Source organism: Aggregatibacter segnis, from assembly GCF_003130075.1.
Taxonomy (GTDB): domain Bacteria; phylum Pseudomonadota; class Gammaproteobacteria; order Enterobacterales; family Pasteurellaceae; genus Aggregatibacter; species Aggregatibacter segnis_A.
Genome location: NZ_NRCW01000002.1, coordinates 381,999 through 403,399, shown reverse-complemented (window position 1 = coordinate 403,399; position 21,401 = coordinate 381,999). Strand labels below are relative to the sequence as shown.

Here is a 21,401-nt window from a genome sequence, read left to right as displayed (position 1 = left end):
TAGCTACATGCGGAAGAGATAAGTGCTGAAAGCATCTAAGCACGAAACTTGCCAAGAGATGAGTTCTCCCTGTCTTTAAGACAGTAAGGGTTGTTTAAGACTAAGACGTAGATAGGTGCGGTGTGTAAGTGTAGTGATACATTGAGCTAACGCATACTAATTGCCCGAGAGGCTTAGCCATACAACGCTCAAGTGTTTTTGGGGTTACCCTGGACATGAGCGAGTTGGAAGGATAACAGTTAAGAGAGTGGACGTAGAAGAGAGAGTTAAGAGAAGGCTTGTTTTTAGATTAAGAAGACGCGAATAAGAAGAGATAGAAATCATAAAGAATATTGGCGGCGATAGTGCGGTGGGCCCACCTGACTCCATACCGAACTCAGAAGTGAAACGCCGTAATGCCGATGGTAGTGTGGGGCATCCCCATGTGAGAGTAGGTCACCGCCAAGCCTAATATGAACCCCTGATGTGAGAGCATCGGGGGTTTTTGCTTTTGGGGGAATAGGAAAGAAGATAATAATAAACAGAAGAAGATAGTATAACTGCAGACAATAAAACCTAGCTGAATTGTTATATACAAATTTTATGCTAATTGTTATTCTTTAACGGATGCTATTGATGCTTTAAGGAGAAAATTATGTATTTTTTAGATGGCTTACCAATTGCCGCTATTGTTTTTGTCGTTCTTGTTGGCGTTGTGCTCTATTCTACGCTTAAGACTGTTCCTCAGGGATATAACTGGACTATTGAGCGTTTTGGTCGTTATACCCGTACTTTAATGCCTGGTTTGAATTTTGTTGTTCCATTCGTTGATCGTGTAGGTCGTAAAATTAATATGATGGAACAGGTTTTAGATATTCCATCACAAGAAGTTATTTCAAAAGATAATGCCAACGTCGCTATTGATGCGGTATGTTTCGTTCAAGTTATTGACGCACGTAATGCCGCTTATGAAGTAAATCATCTAGAGCAAGCTATCATTAACCTTACTATGACGAATATTCGTACAGTATTAGGTTCTATGGAATTGGATGAAATGTTATCTCAGCGCGATTCTATTAATAGCCGATTACTGTCTATTGTGGATGAAGCCACAAATCCTTGGGGAATCAAAGTCACCCGTATTGAAATCCGTGATGTTCGTCCTCCACATGAACTGATTGCAGCGATGAATGCTCAAATGAAAGCAGAACGTAATAAACGTGCGGATATTTTAGAAGCAGAAGGTGTTCGTCAAGCAGAAATTTTGCGAGCAGAAGGGGAAAAACAATCTCGTATTCTGAAAGCAGAAGGGGAACGACAAGAGGCATTCTTACAGGCTGAAGCCCGTGAACGTGCAGCTGAAGCAGAAGCAAAAGCGACTCAAATGGTATCTGATGCGATTGCTAATGGTGATACTAAAGCAATTAATTACTTTATCGCACAAAAATATACTGAAGCATTGAAAGAAATTGGTGGTTCGGATAACAGTAAGGTTGTTTTAATGCCTTTAGAAGCGGGTAATTTAATCGGTTCAATTGCAGGAATTTCTGAGCTATTAAAATCCGATAAAAAAACAAATTAATCATAAAGTAGAGGTTGGTATGGAATGGTTAACAGACTGGGGGGGTTGGCATTGGCTTATTCTTGGTTTTGTCTTGCTTATTGCTGAAATTTTAGTGCCTGGTGTTTTTCTTTTATGGTGGGGATTATCTGCCATTGTGATTGCAGTTATTACAAAATTGATTCCTACGCTACCTCTTTCTTTTCTTGCGGTAATGTACGCCGTTATTGCTAGTATTTTCAGTATTATCTGGTGGCGTTATCAACATGGTAAAGATCAAATCGATCAATCAAAAAGTGTTCTTAACCAACGGGATCATGCAATGATAGGGGCGCAGGGCAAAGTTTTGGAAATTGGTGAAAATGGTATTGGTAGAGGCGCTTTTGGCGATACTACTTGGCGAATACAAGGACCTGATTTAGCGGTGAATGACATTGTTGAAGTAACCGCTGTGGATAGTATTACATTAAAAGTTAACAAGATTTAAGGACGTTAATGAACCATTTAATTATTTTTGCTCACCCTAACCAACAAAGTTTTAATCGAGCTTTAGTAGAACGTATTGTTCAGGCATCGCATGAAATGAACGTCGAAACGATTGTACGAGATCTTTATACGTTAAATTTTAATCCCATTTTGTCTTGGGATGAATTAGGTGCTTGTCAGGCTGGCATTGTACCGGAAGAAGTGAAATTTGAACAAAGTCTGATAAAACAAGCTGATTTGATTACGTTGTCCTATCCACTTTGGTGGATGGGATTCCCGGCAATTTTGAAAGGCTATTTGGATCGAGTTTTGAGTTATGGCTTTGCTTATCAAACTGAAAATGGTTGTTCGGTAGGTTTATTGAGCGATAAGAAAATGCAGCATTTTATCACCATGGGAAATAATCTTGAGCGTTACCAAAGTCTGAATTTTGATAAAGCGTTGCAAACCTGTTTGGTTGATGGTTTATTTAATTTCTGCGGTATTACGGATATTCAGCATGATATTTTTGGCGATATACATTTATTAAATGAAGCAGGTTATTTGAATATTTTGAATCGTGCGACACAAAAAACGCAAGAAAATCTGACTGCACTTTTAGCGAAAGAGGATAAGGCATAATGCAAGAGAACCTACAATTAAATAACTTTTCTTTGATTAGTCGATTATTTGGTAATTTATTTTATCGTCAGCCGACAGATCCTATTTTATCCAGTGTATTTGCTTGGCTAAATCAAGGTAATTTATCTCAAGTTTGGGCATTAAACGAAGATAATGACAGCCAAAAGGCGTTAGATTCATTACAAATGGCAATTGATTTAACCTTGTTAGATAAAGAATACCAAAAGCTTTTTGGTGAATCCGGAAATGTTGCAACGGAAATTTCTGCGTATGACATTTCTGTTGAAGAGTTTCATGATTTTCGCCAAGTTCGTGGTTTGCCTGAAGCCGAGAATATCGAGCATTTTGCCATGTTATTGTTAACCGCATCTTGGTTGGAAGATAATGCGGATTCTTTAAGCGCTCAACAGGAATTATTTGAACGTTTTCTTCTGCCTTGTGCTGCCAAGTTTTTAGTGAAAGTTGAAACACAGGCTACACTGCCGTTTTATCGTTCTTTGGCTTATTTAACGCGTGAAATTCTCTCTGCGATGGCTGATGAGTTAGATTCGGAAGCATGATAAAAAATCATTCAAAATAAAGGTGAGCTTGCGGCTCACTTTTTTTGTATCTAGTCTTTATATAAATGATTGTCTTCATTCGGTTGTGTTTTAAAGCGGCGATGGAGCCACATATACTGTTCAACGCCTTTCATAATTTCTGTTTCAATCACTTGGTTCATTCTTGCCGCAATTTCAGCTTCATCATGTAGATCAGAAAAATCGACCGGCGGAGAGATGGTGACCGTATAGCCGGAATTATCTGCGTTTCTAAGCGGCGCGAAAGGAATCACTTTACTGTTTGGAGAAGACTTTAATAAGTAATAACTACCGGTTGTTGTTGCAGCGTGAGGAACCGCAAAAAACGGCACGAAAACGGCATTTTTTCGACCATAATCGTGATCTGGGGCATACCAAATGATATCGCCGTTTTTTATTGCCTTAATCATGCCACGGAGATCTTTACGATCCAGCATCGCTTTATTGGAGCGTAATCTCCCTTGTGTTTGAACCCAATCAAACAATGGATTATCGTTGGGGCGATAAACGCCAATGCCCGGTTGATGAATGCCAACAATACGAGCGCCTAATTCAAGCGTTAAAAAATGCACGCCAACGAAAATGATGCCATCGGCTAAATTGTCTTTTAAATAACTAAGTCCTTCAATTTTTGACCATTTTTTTATACGGCGATCAGACCAAAACCACGCCATGCCGGTTTCAATAATCGCCATACCAGTAGAGCGTAAATTGGCGTGTAAAATCTGATGAATTTGTTGTTCAGACCAGTCAGGAAAGCAAAGTTCCAGATTACGTTTCGCGATCTTAGCGCGTCTTTTACCCACACCGGTTTTAGCAAACAGCCAACCTAATCCATTGCCAATTTTGCATAAAATAGGGTAAGGCAGCAGTAGAATTAAGCGGAAAATACCGAGTGCGAGCCAAAAGCCCCAGTGTTTTGGATGGAGAAATTCAATTTTAAATGTCGGAAGAACTGATTTTGCCATAAGGATTACAGGGTGACTTCAATTGGTTTTTAGTTTAACGGAATTTTTAGGAAATAGCATTTCCCTTGTGGTAATATTAGCAAAATTTTTTATTTCAATAAGTTAAGAGAAAATCAAATGGGTCAATATTCTGCACAATTTAATCAGGCAAAAGTTTTGGTATTAGGCGATGTGATGTTGGATCGCTATTGGTTTGGTGCGACCAATCGAATTTCGCCGGAAGCGCCGGTGCCGGTGGTACGCGTTCAGAAAAATGAAGAGCGTGCGGGCGGTGCAGCAAACGTGGCGATGAACATTGCGTCATTAAATGTGCCGGTACAGTTGCTTGGTTTGACCGGTCAGGATGAGGCGGGTGTTGCATTAACCGCATTATTACAACAACAAAAAATCGATTGTAACTTTGTCCAATTATCTACCCATCCAACGATTACCAAGTTACGTATTTTATCCCGTCATCAACAGCTTTTACGTCTTGATTTTGAAGAAGGCTTTCAAAATGTGACAAGCGAAAATTTATTACAAAAATTAGAAAGTGCGGTCAAAAATTACGGTGCTTTAGTGCTTTCGGATTACGGCAAAGGCACCTTAAATGATGTACAAAAAATGATTCAAATTGCGCGCAATGCCAATGTGCCGGTATTGATCGATCCGAAAGGGACTGATTTTGAACGTTATCGCGGTGCAACCTTGCTAACGCCGAATATGTCGGAATTTGAAGCTGTCGTGGGGAAATGTCATTCCGAACAAGATATTATCGACAAGGGGCTGAAACTCATTTCAGACATCAATCTCACCGCACTTTTGGTGACACGTTCTGAAAAAGGCATGACCTTATTGCGTCCAAATCAACCGGTATTCCATTTGCCGACAGAGGCAAAAGAAGTCTTTGATGTAACAGGGGCCGGCGATACGGTGATCAGTGTACTTGCAATCGCGTTAGCAGATGGGCGTAGTTTTGAAGAAGCCTGTTATTTATCCAATGTAGCCGCCGGTATTGTGGTGGGTAAATTGGGCACATCAACCGTTTCAACTGTCGAGTTGGAAAATGCGATTCATGGACGAACTACCACCGGTTTTGGTGTGATGACTGAAGATGAATTGAAACAAGCCGTTAAATTGGCAAAAGATCGTGGCGAGAAAATCGTGATGACAAACGGGTGTTTTGATATTTTGCATCCTGGTCACGTGTCTTACTTAGAAAATGCCCGTAAGCTAGGTGATCGTTTAATTGTTGCTGTGAATACGGATGAATCGGTAAAACGCTTAAAAGGTGAAGAACGACCGATTAATCATTTAGCCTCGAGAATGGCTGTGCTTGCCGGTCTTTCTTCTGTGGATTGGTTGGTTGCCTTTGATGAAGATACGCCGCAACGTTTAATTGGTGAAGTATTGCCTGATTTATTGGTGAAAGGCGGCGACTATAAACCGGAAGATATAGCCGGTAGCAAAGAAGTCTGGGCAAACGGTGGCGATGTGAAAGTGCTGAATTTTGAGAATGGTTTTTCCACATCGAACGTGATCAAGAAAATTAAGCATTTGGAAAAATAACTCAAACAAAAAGCGCGGTTTATTCGCGCTTTTTTATTTATAAGTGATGCAAAATTTTTTCAATATGCTTCAAACCATTTAATCGAGTGGAACTTAACCGTTGAGCAATGCCTAATGCATTGAAATAAGCGGTTAGGTCAAATTGGCGTAAAACCTCTGCAGGTTGATTTTCAATACGTTGCAACAAAATCCACAACAAGCCATTCATAATGCGTGCTTCGCTGTAAGCTTGAAAGTGAAAAGTGCGGTCCGTTTTTTCGGTGAATTTAAACCAGACTTGCACTTCACAGCCCGGAATGCTTTGCATCGTTGCCAATTCTTCTTCGTTTGGCTCAGGAAGGTTTTTTCCAGCTTGAATAATCAAGCGATAGCGATCTTCCCAATGTTTTGTTTCAACTAATTGTTGTTCAATATTCATCTTAATAATTCTAAACTTTTATCTAATGCGTTAAAGAAGGTTTCGACCTCTGAGGCTACATTGTACGGCGCAAAAGATAAGCGTAGCGTAGCTGTTTGCCCTAATCGCGCCAAATAAGGCTGTGCACAATGCTCTCCAACGCGTAGCGCAATCTGTTGTTCTGCGAGTAAGGTGGCTAAATCGGAAGCATTAATGTCTTCAAAAACGAAACTGACCACCGAACTTGGTTGTGGCGAATTAAAGAGTTTACATTTTTCATACTGGCTTAAGCGCTTGCGGGTAATTTCTGCTAAATGTACAGCGGAGGATTCCATTTCTGCAATATCCCATTGGCTTAGCCACGCTAACACTGCGTTGAAACCAATGACGGCGGAAATATTGGGAGTGCCGGCTTCTAAACGGTAAGGCAACGCTGAAAACGTAATTTGCTCTTTGCTGACTTTGCTGATCATTTTACCGCCATATTGTAGCGGTTGTAGCAAATTGAGTGAGGATAATTTTCCGCTTAACACGCCAAGTCCGGTTGGTCCGTAAATTTTATGGGCGGAAAAAGCAATAAAATCGGCATCTAATTCAGCTAGGTCGATTTTAATGTGGCTAATCGCTTGCGCGGCATCTAACAAAACTAAGGCAGAACTCTTGTCTCGAATGTGCTGAATCAGTTGTTTGACAGGTTGCTGAGTACCGGTGACATTCGATGCAAAATTTAACGCCACTAGTTTAGTGTTTGGATTTAATTGTTTTAGCAAGGTTTCGGTGTTAATTAACCAACTATCATCAATCGGTAATACATGAAGTTTTGCCCCGCTTTTTTCGGCAATTTGATGCCAAGTAACGAAATTGGCGTGATGATCCGCTTCACTAATAATGATTTCATCGCCTGTCTTTAGATGTGGCAATAAGCCATTTGCAACGGTATTAATCCCTTGAGTAGTGCCAGATGTCCAAATGACCGCTTGTTCATCTTCCGCATTAATGAGGTGTTTTACACGAGTACGAGCTTGCTCGTAAAGTGCGGTCTGTTTTTCATCATATTGGCTACGGTGCACCGAACCGGCAGACCGGTAAAAATCCACCGTGGCATCAATGAGACATTGTGGTTTTAATGTTGTTGCAGCGTTATCTAAATACACCACCGCATCGTTATGCGTGAAATAAGGAAAATATTGACGAAATGTCATAGGCTCAAAATTCATGTAATTTACCTTTTGGAATGACGCCATAAGTGCGGTTCAATTGGAGAACGATCCTGCCATAAACCAAGGCGTTTATTTTGGGCAATTTGTTCGGCTTGGGCATAAATGGGTGTCGTCGCATATTGTTTATATGCCCAGGCCATGCCTTGCTGCACCATGATTAAATTGACATTTTGCCTTTGGGAATTATATACCGTGGCTAACGTGCGATGATAACGATCTTCTCCTGTAACCGCCAGTTTGACATGTCGTTGGTGAATGAGTGAAGCGAGTCGTTGACGAGATTTTTTACCGAAAGGTTGGTTATGCTCAGGGGCGTCAATTTCGGCTAAACGTACTTTTATCTGTTGGTTATTTGTGGTTAGGCAGCTAAAGGTGTCGCCATCAGTGATGCCTACAACACGACAAGTAAGCGTTTTTGCCTGAAGTGTAAAAGAGAGTAGCAACAGTAGAATGCAGAAAAATCCTTGTGGCATAATCATTAGCACATTAAAAGTGCGGTCGTTTTTCTCGGTAAATTTTAAGCGGAAGGGAAGATTCAGTTACAAAAAAAGCTGCGTTTTACCGCAGCTTTCATTTTTCAGAAACTTATCATTGGTGCCTAGGGTCGGACTCGAACCGACACGTTTATTCAACGGCGGATTTTGAATCCGCTGCGTCTACCAATTTCGCCACCCAGGCAACACTGATAAGTCTCGTAAAAACGAGCGGTATTATAAGGGATTGTATTTCAGTTGCAAGTAAAAACTTTGTAATTTTATTTAACTGTATAAAATTCAACACATTTGATGATTTTTTATCTGTGAAATGTTCACCGCACTTTTTTCTTTTTCTGGCGTTACTCCCTCCACGTTTTGAATAAAAAATTCCCCTCCTAACTAAATAGGAGTAAAATTATTTTAAAGTTTAAAAAAAAGTTGAGTTTTTATAATGTATCGGAAAGTTTTTGATTTAGTCAGATCGTTGCTTGTATTGTATTTCATGTTGTATTTGGGCGAACTTATCGCCCATTACGTTCCTATTGGTATTCCATCGAGTATTTGGGGATTATTGTTACTGTTTACCTGCTTGATGTTACGTATCGTCAAAGTGGAGTGGGTGATGTTTTCCTCCCGTCTTTTAATTCGTTATATGGCGTTATTATTTGTGCCGGTCAGTGTGGGAATCGTCAAATATTCCGGCTTGCTCATGGATCAAATGAAAGAATTATTAGTGCCGAATATTGTCAGTACTTGCGTGACCTTGGTTGTGATCGGTTTAGTGTCTGACTATCTGTTTTCCCTCAAATCCTTTACACATCTCAAACATAAAATCATGAAAAAACGGGTGAAGGAGGAATGATGTCTTATTTTGTTTATGCTTATACATTATTGACAATTCTTGCTTTTGTTTTGGCGGTGAAAATCAATCAACGTTGGAAATCGGTGGTATTAAATAGCTTTGTGTTAACCGTGCTAATGTTAGTGGCTATCTTGTTGGCATTTCATCTGCCTTATGACACCTATATGGTCGGTAATGCGCCGCTGAATAATTTATTGGGCGTGAGTATTGTTGCGTTGGCGGTGCCGTTATATGAACAAATTCGTCAAATTGGTCGTCATTGGCAAATCATTTTGATTACCACCGTCTCTGCTTCTCTTTTATCTATGATTAGCGGCGCCGTATTGGCATTACTTCTGGGGGCGAAACCGGATATTGTGGCGACTATTTTACCGAAATCTATTACTACACCGATTGCCATGGCAGTATCTGAAAATTTGGGCGGGATTCCTTCGGTGGCCGCTGTTGGGGTCGTCGTTGCCGGTTTGCAAGGATCCATTTTCGGCTATTTACTCTTAAAAAAAATTGGCTTAAAAAATCAAGAAGCGATCGGTTTATCCGTTGGGGCTGTTTCTCATGCGTTAGGCACGGTCAGTTGCATGGAAAATAATGCAAAAGCAGGGAGTTACAGTTCCATTTCTTTAGTATTGTGCGGTATCATTAGCTCAATTTTGGCACCTTTTGTCTTCAAATTGATCTACGTATTGGTATAGCATGAAAAATCAAATTAATCCCTGTTGGCAGCAACGTTTTATTGACGATAAACCACGGGAAAAAGACCACCGCCCGCCGTTTCGTCGTGATCGCGGGCGTATTCTTCATTCCGCCGCTTTTCGTTGTTTACAAGCAAAAACGCAAATTCATGCCGTGGGCGAAAATGATTTTTACCGCACTCGATTAACCCATTCTTTAGAAGTGGCACAAATTGGCAGCAGCCTTGTGGCGCAACTGAAATTTGCTGAAGCCTTTGCTACCTTGGCACAACAACTGTCTCAGGATAAAAGCGAGTTGCAAAAGCAACTTAGCCCTTTGTTGCCCACCAATGATTTAATCGAAAGTTTGTGTTTTGCGCACGACATAGGCCATCCGCCTTTTGGGCATGGTGGCGAGGTCGCACTGAATTATATGATGCGCAATAATGGCGGTTTTGAAGGCAATGCGCAGACCTTTCGGTTGCTCACCAAGCTTGAACCTTACACGCCTAATGCCGGCATGAATTTAACCCGTCGCACCATTCTTGGCATTGTGAAATACCCGACCATTTTGGATGTCTCTTCCGCGCAATATGATCAATTCGCTGAAAGCCAACACAGTGATCCTCGTTATGTCAAAATCGCTGACTGGCGGCCCGGGAAAGGATTATTCCGTGACGATCTTGACATGTTTAACTGGTTGCTCGAGCCGCTTTCTGAAAGTGATCGTGCGTTATTCGGTTTACTCCAAAAAGTGCGGTCAAATCCGCAAGAGATTTTAAAGACTCGTTTTAAATCCCTCGACTGTAGCATTATGGAGCTAGCGGATGACATCGCTTATGGCGTGCATGATTTGGAAGATGCCATCGTCGTCGGTGTGGTCAATGTACAGCAATGGCAAGAGGCCTTGAATGCATTGAAAGACTGTCAATCAGATTGGATGCGACAATATATTGAAGATATCAGTACAAAACTGTTTTCCGATCAACATTACTTACGCAAAAACGCTATCGGTGCGTTAGTAAATTATTTCATCACTAATGTGCGTTGGAAAATTCAGCCTGAATTTACCGATCCGCTGTTGCGTTATAACGCCGAATTACCGTCGGAAGTGGTGGATGTATTGAAAGTGTTCAAAAATTTTGTCCAGAAATACGTGATTAATAACGTGGAAACTCAACGTGTAGAATACAAAGGTCAGCGTATTTTGACGGAACTGTTTCAAATTTTTGATTCAGATCCACAACGCTTACTCCCAACCAACACCGCCAACCGCTGGCGGAATGCAGAAGAAAACGGCAAAAAACGCGTGATTTGCGATTACATTGCCGGCATGTCGGATGCGTATGCATTGAAAGTGTATCAGCAACTTTAAAGTGCGGTCGTTATTTATCATAAATGTGAAATGGCGGTTGCTGAGCTTGTCGAAGCATAAGCCATTTCATCACTCTTTTTCTCATTTTTTATAGGATTTTTTTGTGGCACTTATCAGCTTAACCAACGGATATCTTTCTTTCAGCGACGCCCCTTTATTGGATCATGCGGAGTTACATATCGAACCTAACGAACGCGTCTGTTTAGTCGGCCGCAATGGCGCAGGCAAATCTACGTTGCTTAAAATTATTGCCGGCGATGTCATCATGGATGATGGCAAAGTGCAGTATGAAAAAGACTTGGTAGTGTCCCGCTTAGAGCAGGATCCGCCGCGCCATGCAGAAGGCAATGTGTTTGATTATGTGGCGGAAGGGATTGAGCATTTGGCGGATTTATTGAAGGAATACCATCATATTTCCGTGCAGCTAGAGCAGCATTACAGCGATCAGACGTTAAATCAGCTTGCCCAAATTCAAGCTAAATTGGAACACGCTAACGGTTGGCAATTTGAAAATAAAATCAATGAAGTGTTACAAAAATTGGAATTAAATCCGAATACGAAACTTGCTGATTTATCCGGTGGTTGGTTGCGTAAAGCTGCTTTGGCGCGTGCCTTGGTGTGTAATCCGGATGTACTGTTGTTGGATGAGCCGACTAACCACTTGGACGTGGATGCCATTGAATGGCTAGAAAATTTCCTGATGGAATTTGGCGGGAGCATTGTGTTTATTTCTCACGACCGTTCTTTCATTCGCAAAATGGCGACTCGCATCGTGGATTTAGATCGCGGCAAATTGGTTTCTTATCCCGGTAACTACGATTTATATCTCACCACTAAAGAAGAAAACTTACGGGTAGAAGCGTTACAAAATGAGCTATTTGATAAACGCTTGGCACAAGAAGAAGTATGGATTCGCCAAGGCATCAAAGCCCGTCGCACCCGTAACGAAGGACGCGTACGCGCGTTAAAAGCCATGCGCGAAGAACGTCGCCAACGTCGTGATGTGATGGGCACCGCAAAATTGCAATTAGACACCTCCAGCCGCTCCGGCAAAATCGTGTTTGAAATGGAAAACGTCAGTTACAACATTGACGGCAAACAATTACTTAACGATTTTAGTACCACCATTTTACGCGGCGACAAAATCGCTTTAGTCGGCCCGAACGGGTGTGGTAAAACCACCTTTATCAAATTGCTGCTCGGTGAAATTCAACCCACAAGCGGCTCCATTCGCTGTGGAACCAAATTAGACATTGCCTATTTTGATCAATATCGTGCCGATCTTGATCCGGAAAAATCCGTGATGGATAACGTCGCCGATGGCAAGCAGGACGTGGAAGTCAACGGCATCAAACGCCATGTGTTGGGTTATTTGCAAGATTTCTTGTTCCCACCGAAACGCGCCATGACGCCGGTAAAAGCCCTTTCCGGAGGTGAACGTAACCGCTTGTTATTGGCAAAATTATTATTGAAACCGAATAATTTATTGATTCTCGATGAACCGACTAACGATTTGGACGTAGAAACCTTAGAGCTTTTGGAGGAAATCCTCACAGATTACCAAGGCACATTGCTCATCGTCAGCCACGACCGTCAATTCATCGACAACACCGCTACGGAATGTTACATCTTTGAAGGCAACGGTGTGTTGAACAAATACGTTGGTGGCTTCTTCGATGCCAAACAGCAACAAGCCAATTATTTTGCTCAAAAAGCAGAACAGAATACTGCGGCACAGAAAAAAGTGACGCCGAAAAAAGAAGAAAGTGCGGTGGAAAATAAATCGGTTTCCAATAAACCCAAATCCGTTAAACTTTCTTACAAAGAACAGCGTGAACTGGAACAACTTCCGCAACTGTTGGAAGATTTAGAAGAAAAAATCACCGCACTTCAAACCGAAATCGGCGACCCGAATTTCTTCCAACAATCTCACGATGTCACGGATGCCAAACTGAAAGGGTTGGCAGATGCCGAAGCAGAACTGGAAACCGCGTTTATGCGTTGGGAAGAATTGGAAGAAAAGAAAAATTTGGCGGAAGGGAAATAGTCAGTTTCCGTGTATTTAATGCAAGAAAAGTGCGGTCATTTTTCGGGGCGTTTTAACGCGCTGGAAATCTTGACCGCACTTTTTTGTTAATTTAGTGTTGCTATATCACCGTATTCTCTTATCAAAATGTTGCTCCGATCACAGTTTTAGAACCTATGCATTGATCAATAGCATCATTCCACAATAGACTGGATTCGATTATCCAGGAACAGGGATGAACTATGCTAAAAGATCATTTGCCCCTTTCTCTAATTCAATTCTCGAATACTGCTGAAACATGGCAGCAGACAGAGCTAATCGCTACAAAATCGCGACACAAATCTACGTTGATAGCATCCCCCTATCTTGAACGACGTTCCCCACTTTATGATGAAAGTGAGTCTTATTTTTTAAGTACACCACCAGTTGTGATGAAACATTTCGCTAATTCTTTCGATGTGTCAGCTATATCAGAAGTCATTAATTATGATTAACCCAATAGGAGAAAAATTATGAAAATAATGGCAGTTTGCGGTTCCGGTTTAGGAAGCAGCTTTATGATGGAAATGAATGCTAAAAAGACACTCGCTAAATTGGGGATTGATGCTGAAGTGGCTCATACGGATTTGGCATCGGTGACAGTAAATGATGCGGATGTGTTTATTATGGCGAGCGACATTGCACAAAGCAGTTCAATTCCGATGGAAAAAATCGTCATCGTGAAAAATATTGTGAGTGTCAGTGAATTTGAAGAAAAATTGTCTGCCTATTTTAATCGATAACTGAAGGAGGAAGGGCTATGGACTCTCTACTTTTCTTTATTTTAGACATCTTAAAAGTGCCTTCTATTTTAGTTGGTCTTATTGCTTTGGTTGGCTTATTGATGCAGAAAAAATCCTTTCCTGATGTGGTGAAAGGCACAATTAAAACTATTTTAGGTTTTATTGTTTTAGGTGGCGGTGCCGGCGTATTGGTTGGCTCGCTTGCACCACTGGGGGGCATGTTTGAGCATGGCTTTAATGTGCAAGGGATCATTCCGAATAACGAGGCTATCGTTTCCATGGCGGTGGAAAAATATGGTACGGCGACCGCACTTATCATGGCGTTTGGTATGGTGGCAAATATTTTAGTCGCGCGTTTTACCCGTTTAAAATTCATTTTCTTAACTGGACATCATACGTTTTATATGGCTTGTATGATTGCGGTGATTTTAACGGTTGCGGGTTTAGAGGGTGTCGAATTAATCTTTACCGGTTCCTTGGCGCTAGGTCTTGTCATGGCATTTTTCCCGGCGATTGCTCATTTTTATATGAAGAAAATTACCGGTAGTAACGATGTGGGATTTGGGCATTTCGGCACTTTGGGCTATGTGCTTTCCGGCGCGATTGGTCAAGCTGTGGGCAAAGGCTCTAAATCTACAGAAGAAATGGATTTGCCAAAAAATTTAAGCTTCCTGCGTGACAGCTCCATTTCCATTTCACTGACTATGATGGTGATTTATTTCATTCTTGCCATCGCTTCCGGTAGCGAATATGTCACGACACAATTCAGTAACGGACAACATTATTTAGTGTATGCCGCGATTCAAGCGATTACTTTCGCAGCCGGGGTGTTCATCATTTTGCAAGGTGTGCGTTTGATTTTGGCAGAAATCGTGCCAGCCTTTACAGGGATTTCTGAAAAACTCGTGCCGGAGGCTAAACCGGCATTGGATTGCCCGATTGTCTTCCCATATGCACCAAATGCTGTGCTTATCGGCTTTCTTTCCAGTTTTGTGGGAGGAATTGTCGGCTTGGCATTGTTAAATCAATTAAACTGGGTTCTCATTCTACCTGGTGTTGTACCGCACTTTTTCTGTGGTGCAACGGCTGGCGTGTTCGGTAATGCTACTGGCGGTCGTCGTGGCGCGATTTTAGGTGCATTTGCTCACGGCTTGTTGATTACCTTCTTGCCGGTCTTTTTATTGCCGGTGTTAGGTTCGCTTGGCTTTGCTAATACTACTTTCTCTGATGCAGACTTCGGTGGTGTCGGTATTTTATTAGGTTACATGGCACAATATTTCTCTAAAGAAATGATTTTAATCTCTGTAGTGAGTGTCTTTGCGTTGCTAGTAGGCTATAACTACATTGCGAAAAAACCAACAATGTCAAAATAAGGTGAATAAGATGAATACGGCAGAACTTCAACGGTTTGCTCAGAAAATTCGTCTTAACACATTAAAATCGCTAGTGCATCTAGGCTTTGGCCACTTCGGTGGTAGCCTTTCCATTGTGGAAACCCTTGCCGTGTTATACGGCAAGGTTATGCGCCTGAATCCGAGAGAACCTCACTGGGAAGAACGCGATTATTTTGTGTTATCCAAAGGGCATGCAGGGCCCGCTTTATATGCCACCCTTGCCTTAAAAGGCTATTTTCCTCTTGAGCAACTTTTTACTTTAAATACTGACCGCACTTTTTTGCCAAGCCACCCAGATCGTTTGAAAACGCCGGGTGTGGATGCTACCACAGGATCTTTGGGGCAGGGAATTTCTATCGCGGCGGGCATTGCCCTTTCTCATCAATTACGCGGTAAATTAAATCGCACGTTTTGTATTGTCGGCGATGGTGAATTGAATGAAGGCCAATGTTGGGAAGCTTTCCAGTTTATTGCCCACCGTAATTTGACGAATTTGTGCGTGATCGTGGATTACAACAAATTGCAATTAGACGGCTGCTTAACGGACATCATCAATCCATTCAGTTTGCAGGAGAAATTTGCAGCCTTCGGTTTTGCTGTGGAAACGGTGAAAGGAGATGATATTGAAGCGCTTTGTCGCGTACTTTCCGCCGCTTCAAGCCGTCCGTTAGCCGTGATTTTAGATTCTAAAAAAGGGCAAGGTGTGCCTTATATCGAGAATCTTGCTAACAATCATCACTTGCGTTTAAACGATGAAAGCCGTGCGCAGATTCTGTTGGCAATAGATAAATTGGAGGCGGAATATGGCGATTAAGTTAGAGCGCGATGCGTTAGAAATGCGCAAAATTTACGCCAACACCTTGCAAGAATGTATGCAAGAAAATCCGTTGGTGACTGAATTGGATGCCGATTTAATGAGCTGCATGACCATGGATACCGTGCAGAAAAAACTGCCGAATCAAGTGATTAACTGCGGTATTATGGAGGCCAATGTGGTGGGTATGGCAGCAGGGCTTGCTATTGCCGGACATATCCCGTTCTTTCATTCCTTCACTTCTTTTGCCAGCCGTCGTTGCTTGGATCAATTGTTTATGTCGGTAGATTATCAACAGGCGAACGTGAAAGTGATTGCATCCGATGCGGGTGTCACGGCGGTGTATAATGGCGGCACGCATATGTCTTTTGAAGATATGGGGATCATTCGTGGATTGGCGCATGCCAAGGTGTTGGAAATTACCGACGGCACCATGATGAAAAATATTGTTCGGCAGCTGGTGGCGTTAAAAGGCTTTTATTGGGTACGTACCATCCGTAAAAGTGCGGTCAAAATTTACGATGAAAATGAAACCTTCACTATTGGCAAAGCAAAAGTGCTCCGTGAAGGCAAAGACATTACGTTAATTGCCAATGGCATTATGGTAGCGGAAGCCTTGAAAGCCGCGGATATGTTGGCAGAACAAGGCGTTGAAGCTACGGTGGTGGATATGTTTACGCTTAAACCGTTGGATCAGGAATGCGTTATTCAATGTGCTAAGAATACAGGCAAGATTGTCACTTGCGAGAATCACAGCATTCAAAACGGCTTAGGTTCGGCTGTGGCGGAAGTGTTAGCGGAGCATTGTCCAACCCCAATGCGCCGAATCGGTATTAAAGAACGCTACGGACAAGTCGGTTCGTTAGACTTTTTGATGAATGAATACGAACTTACGGCAGAGCACATTGTAAGACAGGCGTTAACGTTGTTTTAGCCATAATGAAAGAAAAAAGTGCGGTGAATTTTCACCGCACTTTTTTTGTTAAATCAGATTACTAATAAAAATCACCAAAATAATAAACGGCACCACAAATTTTACATAGTTAAACCAAACCTTGGTAAAGAGAGAGTTGGGTGTCGGAGAGAGTTCTTTTTTCGCTTCGTCTTTTAGCACGAAACCAACGAAAAGGGCGCAACCGAGGGCGGTAAGCATAAACAGAATATTGCCGCTGACGAAATCGAAGGCATCGAAAATGCTTTTACCGAAGAAAGTCACGTCTTTCCACAGATTGTCGCCTAGAATTGCCGGCACGTTACCTAAAAGGAAAATCCCGCCGAGGGTTAAGATAATGGCTTTGCTACGACGCATTCTGAGTTTTTCTTGCAGGGCTGTAATAATCACTTCGTAAATGGTGATAGATGTCGTTAAAGCAGCGATAAGCAATAAGCCGAAGAAGATAATCGCAAAGAATTTTCCTGCCCATAAATGGGAGAACACAATCGGCAAGCTTTGGAACACTAAGGTTGGGCCTGCATTGGGTTCAATACCGAAGGTAAACAAGGATGGGAAGATCATAAAGCCGGCTAACACGGCGATAATGGTGTTAGTGAAGCCGGTGATAACTGCCGTTTGGATTAAATTTTCTTCTTTATTTAAGTAACTGGATAGGGTGATTAACACACCGAAACCTAAGCTTAAAGCGAAGAACACTTGACCTAATACAAAAATAAATAATTCAGCGGTGATTTTGGAGAAATCCGGTTTGAGGTAGAACGTAATCCCTTCCATGGCGCCCGGTAAGGTCACGTTACGAATAACCATACCAATTAAGAAAATGAAGAGTAGAGGCATGAGGTATTTCACTGAGCGCTCAATGCCTCCAATAATGCCTTTTGCCAAAATAATGTAATTCACCAACACGAAAAGTGCGGTGTAAATGATGATTTCCATCGGACTATTACTGATGTGTAAATCGTAGAAATCTTTAGCTACATCTTTGGTGATAGGCGCAGAAATATCGAGGGTGCCACTGATGAGATTGACGATATAGGTAATCACCCAGCCGCCAAGCACCATGTAATAAGCCATGATCCCAAATGCACCCAATAAACCCATGTAGCCGATGATTTTCCAGTATTTTGAAATACCTTTGCTTTTATCGTGGATTTTGTCACCGAAGGCATCAATGGAGTTGACACGTAAACGACGACCAATCACGTTTTCCACTAAAATCATCGGGATCCCAATTAAAATCATGGCTAAACAGAACAGCATGACATAGGCGCCGCCGCCGTGTTCTCCCACTAAATAAGGAAAGCGCCATGTTGCGCCAAAGCCTACGGTTGCACCGGCAACGGTAAGGACATAAGTTAAGCGACTGGACCAAGTTTGTCTTTCTGATTTTGTTGTCATAAGTTTTCCTGTATTTTTAATATTCTGTTTTATTTTTATATTCACATAAATCTTCAATCATGCACGCACCACAGCGAGGTTTACGGGCGACACAGGTGTAACGTCCGTGCAAGATTAACCAATGGTGGACGTCTACTTTAAATTCGGTGGGCACGACTTTAATCAATTTTTCTTCGACTTTCACCACATCTTTGCCGGGGGCAAACGCAGTACGATTGCAGACGCGGAAAATATGGGTATCCACGGCGATAGTCGGGTGTCCGAATGCGGTGTTTAACACGACATTCGCGGTTTTTCTTCCTACGCCGGCAAGTGCTTCTAACGCTTTGCGATCTTCCGGGACTTCGCCGTTATGTTTTTCAATTAAGTCACGGCAGGTTTTAATGATGTTTTCTGCTTTGCTGTTAAATAAGCCGATAGTTTTAATGTATTCCTTTAAGCCATCTACACCTAAAGCCAAAATCGCTTGTGGCGTATTGGCGACAGGAAACAGCTTATCCGTCGCTTTATTCACCCCTTTATCGGTGGCTTGTGCCGACAAAATCACCGCAATTAATAATTCAAAGGGCGAGCTGAAATTCAGTTCCGTTGTTGGGTGCGGATTGGCCGCACGCAGGCGTTTTAGAATCTCAATTCTTTTTTCTTTATTCATACTTTTCCTTCTACTTTTTTGCTTGTGCAAAAAAGTAGCAAAAAACACACCCCAAGCTAATTTGCTTGTCTGAGCTTGGTGAGAATTTTTTTTACGGAAAATTTAGAACTCGCAACTAGGTTGCTCAAACAAGCTAAATTTTCCTAAAAATTCTCAGTCGCTCAGGCAAATTAGATGGGGATGAATTATATGAGCATTATTTATTTTTAAACTACTTTTTTGTATCTATGATATTTTTTAACGCTAATAGCAACGCTAAACCGATAAATGCACCGGGGGGCAAAATTGCCAGTAGCAGATTACTGTCGCTATGGAAAAACTCAATTCGCATAAATGCAGCCCAATCGCCTAGCAGATTTTCAATGCCGTCAAACAGGGTGCCGTTGCCGATAATTTCACGGATAGCACCGAGGGCGACTAAACCAAGCAACATGCCCAATCCCATAGAAAAACCGTCCCATGCAGAATGGGCTATGCTGTTTTTAGAGGCGAAAGCCTCCGCACGACCGATCACAATACAGTTGGTGACGATAAGCGGAATGAAAATGCCGAGCGATTGATAAAGTTCGTAAGTATAAGCGTTCATCAATAATTGCACCACCGTTACTGTGCTGGCGATGATCATGACATAAATCGGAATACGAATTGCATTTGGAATGTGTTTACGGAAAATGGATACCACCGTGTTGGTACAAGTAAGCACCAGCATAGTGGCTAAACCTAAACCCAAAGCATTGGTGACGGAATTGGAGACTGCCAATAATGGACACAATCCAAGCAGTTGTACCACCGTGGAGTTGTTGGTCCAAATGCCTTGAACGAAGATTGTTTTCCAAATGTTGTTTTTATCTGAAATATTCACCGCACTTTGAGTGTCATTTGCTTGTGAGGTTTCTACGGTCTCATTTAATTTATCCATTATTCTTTCTCTTTCGGCAAGTTATCCAACATGGCAAGTGCCGCCCGTTTTACTTGGTTGACAACGGCACGCGGCGTAATCGTGGCGCCGGCAAATTGATCGAATTTCCCACCGTCTTTTTTCACCGCCCATTCTGCAGCTTTCTCTTGGCTGATGACTTGATGATCAAAACTCAAAATCCAATTGGAAATGCGCGTTTCGATTTTATCGCCTAAACCCGGTGTTTCATGATGTTCTGTAATACGCACGCCAAGCACTTCGCCGTCCGGTTTCATGCCGACTAAAATACGAATATCACCGGAGTAACCGTCATGTGCCACGCTTTCAAAAGCATAAGCGGTGATTTTGCCGTCTTTTTTGGCTGTACAGATTTTTTGAATCGCGACATTTTGCAATGCATCAATTTTCGGTACATCACAATCTTGCGTTAAATCATTGGTAAAATAATCCTGTGGAATCACTTGTAATAACAACGCCCGTTGTTGCTCTTGCATTGCTTGAGCGATTTTATCTTTAGTTAAAAAATAAACCCCACTGGATATTGCCGTGCAACAAAATGCCACGAATGCCAACAACATGGCGGATTTAGAGGTAACTTTAATGGTTTGCATGGCGAAGTCCTTATTTCCGATGGCCGGCAACGCGCGGACGGGTGTAGTGGTCAATTAATGGCACACAAATGTTGCTGAGTAAAATGGCGAATGCGACACCGTCAGGATAATTGCCGTAAAAACGGATTAAATATAGTAAGCTCCCCACGAGAACACCAAATACCAGTTTGCCTCGTGGTGTAATAGAGGCGGTAACCGGATCGGTGGCGATAAAAAATGCGCCGAACATCATGGCACCGCTGAATAACTGTGCTGGTACGGTTAAGTGTGCACCGCTGCCGAAGAGTTCGGTGAGTAAGCTCAATAGCGCAAAACTGCCTAGCATCGCCACCGGAATTTGCCAGTGAATCACCTTTTTCAGTATTAAAAAGATGCCACCCAGTAAAAAGGCCAAGTTAATTTGCCACCAACCTTGCGCAAAATCCCAACCGTTTTGCGTGAAAATCGGTAAGTTAGTCAATTCATAAAATGCCGCTTCGGAACATATCGCATCGGTTATGCAGGAACTAGCAGAAGAATAAAAGGTTCGTACGGTATCTAACGGTGTCGCTTGCGTAATGCCGTCAATGGACGCCGTTAATTGATGAAGACTAAAACCGTCGGAAGTCAGTCCGGAGAAAATCAACAATACCGCATCATGAAAGGTCGGCGGCTCCGCCAATAACGCAATGGGCGGCATCCAAGTGGTCATTTGTAATGGGAACGACACGAGCAGCACCACATAACCTACCATAGCAGGGTTAAACGGATTTTGTCCCAAACCACCATAAACATGCTTGCCGAGAATCACCGCACAAAATGTGCCAATAAGAATAATCCAATAAGGCGCATAAGGCGGAATCGCCACAGCAAGAATCAGTGCGGTTAAAATGACGCTAAAATCAGAAATATCGCTCAGTGCCGGTTTTTTGCGTAATAGCGAAACGCTCCATTCCAGTAATAACGCCAGTCCGATGGCTAACGCTGATTGAATCAATACGCCAAATCCAAAATAATAAATTTGCAAAATGATTGCCGGAATCATGGCGAGAATCACCCAAAACATCACGCGCGCCGTGAGTTTACCTGAATGGGTGTGGGGTGAACTGATCATCTTAAACATGTATAT

23 protein-coding genes, 1 tRNA gene and 2 rRNA genes are annotated in these 21,401 nt (G+C 42.2%); 16 read left to right on the top strand and 10 right to left on the bottom strand.

Annotation, left to right across the window (positions count from 1 at the left end; translation table 11 throughout):
- From DK415_RS03795 to DK415_RS03770, 6 genes are all read left to right on the top strand, one after another.
- Positions 1-181, top strand: a 23S ribosomal RNA gene (locus DK415_RS03795); the annotation flags it as partial.
- A 150-nt stretch (positions 182-331) separates the two neighbouring features.
- Positions 332-447, top strand: a 5S ribosomal RNA gene (gene rrf, locus DK415_RS03790).
- 187 nt (positions 448-634) lie between these two features.
- The gene (locus DK415_RS03785; protein ID WP_109432533.1) at positions 635-1,561 is read left to right on the top strand and encodes an SPFH domain-containing protein; all 927 of its coding nucleotides are present in this window, start codon (positions 635-637) and stop codon (positions 1,559-1,561) included.
- A 19-nt stretch (positions 1,562-1,580) separates the two neighbouring features.
- On the top strand, positions 1,581-2,027 hold the full coding sequence (locus DK415_RS03780; protein ID WP_109432532.1) for an NfeD family protein: 447 nt from the start codon (positions 1,581-1,583) through the stop codon (positions 2,025-2,027).
- A gap of 8 nt (positions 2,028-2,035) precedes the next feature.
- Positions 2,036-2,647, top strand: a complete 612-nt coding sequence (locus tag DK415_RS03775) for an NAD(P)H-dependent oxidoreductase (RefSeq protein ID WP_109432531.1) — start codon at positions 2,036-2,038, stop codon at positions 2,645-2,647.
- The gene (locus DK415_RS03770) at positions 2,647-3,207 is read left to right on the top strand and encodes a TorD/DmsD family molecular chaperone (RefSeq protein WP_109432530.1); all 561 of its coding nucleotides are present in this window, start codon (positions 2,647-2,649) and stop codon (positions 3,205-3,207) included. Before DK415_RS03775 ends, DK415_RS03770 begins: the two co-directional genes overlap by 1 nt.
- 50 nt (positions 3,208-3,257) lie before the next feature.
- Here the strand turns inward: DK415_RS03770 and DK415_RS03765 are convergent, their stop codons facing one another.
- Positions 3,258-4,193: a Kdo(2)-lipid IV(A) acyltransferase gene (locus DK415_RS03765; RefSeq protein ID WP_109432529.1), complete on the bottom strand. Its 936-nt coding sequence runs from the start codon at positions 4,191-4,193 to the stop codon at positions 3,258-3,260.
- A gap of 117 nt (positions 4,194-4,310) precedes the next feature.
- On the opposite strand from DK415_RS03765, the gene hldE reads away from it, so the two are divergent.
- Positions 4,311-5,741: a bifunctional D-glycero-beta-D-manno-heptose-7-phosphate kinase/D-glycero-beta-D-manno-heptose 1-phosphate adenylyltransferase HldE gene (gene hldE, locus DK415_RS03760; RefSeq protein WP_109432528.1), complete on the top strand. Its 1,431-nt coding sequence runs from the start codon at positions 4,311-4,313 to the stop codon at positions 5,739-5,741.
- Between the two features lie 37 nt (positions 5,742-5,778).
- Here hldE and DK415_RS03755 read toward each other — a convergent pair whose 3' ends face one another.
- From DK415_RS03755 to DK415_RS03740, 4 genes are all read right to left on the bottom strand, one after another.
- Positions 5,779-6,159 (bottom strand): SufE family protein, encoded by a 381-nt coding sequence (locus DK415_RS03755; protein WP_109432527.1) that lies wholly within the window; start codon positions 6,157-6,159, stop codon positions 5,779-5,781.
- Positions 6,156-7,355: an aminotransferase class V-fold PLP-dependent enzyme gene (locus DK415_RS03750; protein ID WP_109432526.1), complete on the bottom strand. Its 1,200-nt coding sequence runs from the start codon at positions 7,353-7,355 to the stop codon at positions 6,156-6,158. Before DK415_RS03750 ends, DK415_RS03755 begins: the two co-directional genes overlap by 4 nt.
- Before the next feature lie 5 nt (positions 7,356-7,360).
- A complete protein-coding gene (locus tag DK415_RS03745; protein ID WP_109432525.1) occupies positions 7,361-7,837 on the bottom strand; it encodes a thermonuclease family protein in 477 nt (158 codons plus the stop codon).
- Positions 7,838-7,950: 113 nt separating this feature from the next.
- A tRNA-Leu gene (locus tag DK415_RS03740) sits at positions 7,951-8,036 on the bottom strand.
- Between the two features lie 249 nt (positions 8,037-8,285).
- On the opposite strand from DK415_RS03740, the gene DK415_RS03735 reads away from it, so the two are divergent.
- The 9 genes from DK415_RS03735 to DK415_RS03700 all read left to right on the top strand — a co-directional run bounded on the left by DK415_RS03735 (position 8,286) and on the right by DK415_RS03700 (position 16,692).
- Entirely contained in the window at positions 8,286-8,696 is a 411-nt protein-coding gene (locus DK415_RS03735; protein ID WP_109432524.1) for a CidA/LrgA family protein, read from the top strand.
- Positions 8,693-9,388, top strand: a complete 696-nt coding sequence (locus tag DK415_RS03730) for a CidB/LrgB family autolysis modulator (protein WP_204098394.1) — start codon at positions 8,693-8,695, stop codon at positions 9,386-9,388. Before DK415_RS03735 ends, DK415_RS03730 begins: the two co-directional genes overlap by 4 nt.
- A 1-nt stretch (position 9,389) precedes the next feature.
- The gene (locus DK415_RS03725) at positions 9,390-10,742 is read left to right on the top strand and encodes an anti-phage deoxyguanosine triphosphatase (protein ID WP_109432522.1); all 1,353 of its coding nucleotides are present in this window, start codon (positions 9,390-9,392) and stop codon (positions 10,740-10,742) included.
- 103 nt (positions 10,743-10,845) lie between these two features.
- Positions 10,846-12,789, top strand: a complete 1,944-nt coding sequence (locus tag DK415_RS03720; protein ID WP_109432521.1) for an ABC transporter ATP-binding protein — start codon at positions 10,846-10,848, stop codon at positions 12,787-12,789.
- A 221-nt stretch (positions 12,790-13,010) separates the two neighbouring features.
- Complete coding sequence (locus tag DK415_RS09455) at positions 13,011-13,262, top strand: hypothetical protein (protein WP_162540462.1); 252 nt, start codon at positions 13,011-13,013, stop codon at positions 13,260-13,262.
- An 18-nt stretch (positions 13,263-13,280) separates the two neighbouring features.
- Positions 13,281-13,550 (top strand): PTS sugar transporter subunit IIB, encoded by a 270-nt coding sequence (locus DK415_RS03715; protein WP_109432520.1) that lies wholly within the window; start codon positions 13,281-13,283, stop codon positions 13,548-13,550.
- 17 nt (positions 13,551-13,567) lie between these two features.
- Complete coding sequence (locus DK415_RS03710; protein WP_109432519.1) at positions 13,568-14,923, top strand: PTS ascorbate transporter subunit IIC; 1,356 nt, start codon at positions 13,568-13,570, stop codon at positions 14,921-14,923.
- A 10-nt stretch (positions 14,924-14,933) separates the two neighbouring features.
- Positions 14,934-15,758, top strand: coding sequence for a transketolase (locus tag DK415_RS03705; protein ID WP_109432518.1), 825 nt, complete (start codon positions 14,934-14,936; stop codon positions 15,756-15,758).
- Positions 15,748-16,692, top strand: coding sequence for a transketolase family protein (locus DK415_RS03700; RefSeq protein ID WP_109432517.1), 945 nt, complete (start codon positions 15,748-15,750; stop codon positions 16,690-16,692). The genes DK415_RS03705 and DK415_RS03700 overlap by 11 nt, the downstream gene beginning before the upstream one ends.
- 48 nt (positions 16,693-16,740) lie before the next feature.
- On the opposite strand, the gene DK415_RS03695 is transcribed toward DK415_RS03700, so the two are convergent.
- From DK415_RS03695 to rsxD, 5 genes are all read right to left on the bottom strand, one after another.
- A complete protein-coding gene (locus tag DK415_RS03695; protein WP_109432516.1) occupies positions 16,741-18,111 on the bottom strand; it encodes a sodium-dependent transporter in 1,371 nt (456 codons plus the stop codon).
- A gap of 16 nt (positions 18,112-18,127) precedes the next feature.
- The gene (nth, locus tag DK415_RS03690) at positions 18,128-18,763 is read right to left on the bottom strand and encodes an endonuclease III (RefSeq protein ID WP_109432515.1); all 636 of its coding nucleotides are present in this window, start codon (positions 18,761-18,763) and stop codon (positions 18,128-18,130) included.
- Positions 18,764-18,974: 211 nt separating this feature from the next.
- Positions 18,975-19,682 carry an electron transport complex subunit E gene (locus DK415_RS03685; protein ID WP_109432514.1) on the bottom strand — a complete coding sequence of 236 codons (708 nt, stop codon included), beginning with the start codon at positions 19,680-19,682 and terminating at the stop codon, positions 18,975-18,977.
- The gene (gene rsxG / locus DK415_RS03680) at positions 19,682-20,293 is read right to left on the bottom strand and encodes an electron transport complex subunit RsxG (protein WP_109432513.1); all 612 of its coding nucleotides are present in this window, start codon (positions 20,291-20,293) and stop codon (positions 19,682-19,684) included. The genes DK415_RS03685 and rsxG overlap by 1 nt, the downstream gene beginning before the upstream one ends.
- Positions 20,294-20,303: 10 nt before the next feature.
- A complete protein-coding gene (gene rsxD, locus DK415_RS03675) occupies positions 20,304-21,395 on the bottom strand; it encodes an electron transport complex subunit RsxD (RefSeq protein WP_109432512.1) in 1,092 nt (363 codons plus the stop codon).
- Between the last annotated feature and the right edge of the window lie 6 nt (positions 21,396-21,401).